Origin of the sequence: Oceanobacillus luteolus (assembly GCF_023715655.1) — a bacterium.
Classification (GTDB): Bacteria; Bacillota; Bacilli; order Bacillales; family Amphibacillaceae; genus Oceanobacillus; species Oceanobacillus luteolus.
This window is the reverse complement of the sequence record NZ_JAMBON010000095.1, coordinates 1-2,157: the sequence shown is the minus strand read 5'-3', so window position 1 is coordinate 2,157 and position 2,157 is coordinate 1. Positions and strand designations below refer to the sequence as shown.

The window sequence follows — 2,157 nt, the reverse complement described above, 5'->3', positions numbered from 1 at the left end:
TTTTTGGATTTGGATGGGTTACCACCTGACTAAATCCATTATAAAGGACTTTTTATTTGCATTAAAGTAAATTAGCGAAAATTCGGGGTCTTGTTAATATTTAATCTTAATTAATGCAACGCTAGTGTGTTAGAATAAATATATAACGATTGGGAGGTTATTCTATTGACTAAGTCAAAGCGAGATGAGAAATCAGCTGAATTAGCGAACCAAATTCTAGAAAACTACCAACCAGAGACCGTAGAAGATATGCAGAATGCACTCAAAGATATATTTGGACCTATGTTTGAATCCATGTTGAAGGGTGAAATGAATCATCATTTAGGTTACGAATCGAATGATAAAACGGAAAAAGAGACAGAAAACAGACGCAATGGTTACGGGAAGAAAACCATTAAAGCAAGTTCGGGTGAGGTGGACATCAAGGTGCCAAGAGATCGTGATGGTTCCTTTAATCCTGAACTAATCCCAAAACGGAAAAAGGACGTCTCTGCGATTGAAAATAAAGTGATTTCCATGTATGCACGTGGGATGTCGCAGCGAGATATTTCTTCTACGATTCAAGATATCTATGGTTTTTCAGTGTCCCATGAAATGGTATCCGATATTACAGATCAGGTTCTTCCTGAACTGGAAGAATGGCAAACCAGACCGTTAAGTAACTGTTACGCCTTTGTTTTTGTAGATTGTATGTACACAACGATTCGCAATCAATATGAAACCAAGAAATATGCCGTCTACACGATTTTAGGATACACCATGGAGGGCAATAAAGAAATTCTTGGCTTATGGTTAAATGAAACGGAAAGTAAGCACAAATGGATGCAGATTTTTGATGAAATCAAGGCGAGAGGAGTCGAAGATATTTTCTTTATATCCATGGATGGGGTAAGTGGTTTGGAAGAAGGATCACGTGCCATTTTTCCGGATGTCATCGTACAACGATGTATGGTTCATTTGATTCGTAACTCCGTCAAATATGTCCCAAGCAAGGATTATAAAACGTTCACCAAAACCCTAAAGAAAGTCTATGGTGCATCAAGCCTCAAGGCTTGCCTAAGTGCCTTTGAATCCTTTCAACAACAATGAGCTGCTTATCCAGGAGCTATTGATGTTTGGACAAGAAACTTCCACCATGTCGAACAGCTTTATGATTATGGAAGTGCCATTCGTAAAGTTATGTACACAACCAACGCAGTAGAAAGTATCCATTCCAGCTTCAGAAAAGTAACCAAAAAAGGAGCATTCCCCAACGAGAACGCTCTATTAAAAGTATTATTTTTACGAGTAAAAGAACTCGAAACAAAATGGGAAGGTGGCCATATCCAAAACTGGGCAATGGTTATGAACCAACTACTTCTCCATGAAAATCTAAAAGATAGGGCTTTAAAATATCTTGAGTAAGTTTGAACTTACACACTTTATTTGACAAACCCAGTTGAGGTTCTTTTTCAGGATGTACCGATTCGGGAGTATCAATTAATAATAATCTTACCCTTTCTTTTTCGCCATTCTCAAATTCAACTATAATTGTATCGCCATCAACAACTCTGTCAATCGTAACAACTTCTTTATCCGCCGCAATACTTTCTGTAGCTGCAGCATTTTCATTTAAAACTGAATCTAGCTCATCACAACCAGTAATCAGAAATGTAATAGCTACTAATATCAATAATATTTTATTCATTAAATTCAACCACATTTAGAACAATATTTAACGAAATTAGGCGCGTCATCCCACATTGGTTTCAATTCATTTTCACATTCGCTACATATACTAACGGTTTTCATCTTCTTGCCATTTAGCGTCATTATAGCTGCTTGTTTCTTCGCTTCTTCCAGGCTATCAAAGGTTAAAAATTCGGCTGTACAACCACCAACATTACAAATAGCGGTTTGCAAATAAGCTTTCCCATCTTCTTCCCACACGTCAAATTGATACTCTTTATTTTTAATTATGTCGCTAATTCTTTTGTAAGCGTCAAACAATGAACACCTTCTATTAAATATCCGTTCTTGAGATAATCTCCTTAGAAAAAAATCTGGAGGTTATGCCAATGAACGATGCTAACAAAAGAATAGAATGGAAAGCTAGGTATGATGCTTGGGAAGCAAGTGGTTTAAGTGCAGCCGAATGGTGCCGCAACGAAGAAGTGA

At 37.1% G+C, this 2,157-nt stretch carries 3 protein-coding genes and 1 pseudogene; 2 read left to right on the top strand and 2 right to left on the bottom strand.

Going from position 1 to position 2,157, the window contains the following annotated elements; genetic code table 11:
* Positions 1-165 precede the first annotated feature (165 nt).
* Positions 166-1,404 (top strand): annotated as a pseudogene (locus tag M3210_RS19740) (IS256 family transposase).
* Here M3210_RS19740 and M3210_RS19735 read toward each other — a convergent pair.
* Complete coding sequence (locus tag M3210_RS19735; RefSeq protein WP_251517978.1) at positions 1,343-1,687, bottom strand: thermonuclease family protein; 345 nt, start codon at positions 1,685-1,687, stop codon at positions 1,343-1,345. The pseudogene M3210_RS19740 and the gene M3210_RS19735 overlap by 62 nt on opposite strands.
* Positions 1,688-1,692: 5 nt before the next feature.
* On the bottom strand, positions 1,693-1,989 hold the full coding sequence (locus M3210_RS19730; protein WP_251517976.1) for a hypothetical protein: 297 nt from the start codon (positions 1,987-1,989) through the stop codon (positions 1,693-1,695).
* Positions 1,990-2,051: 62 nt separating this feature from the next.
* Between M3210_RS19730 and tnpA the strand changes: the two genes are divergently transcribed.
* Positions 2,052-2,157, top strand: a 106-nt coding sequence (gene tnpA, locus M3210_RS20790; protein WP_432806999.1) for an IS66 family insertion sequence element accessory protein TnpA, incomplete at its 3' end; no start/stop codon positions are given.

Coding starts and splice junctions, on each gene's coding strand:
- M3210_RS19735 (WP_251517978.1), bottom strand. CDS start 1,687: ATGAATAAAATATTATTGATATTAGTAGCTATTACATTTCTGATTACT.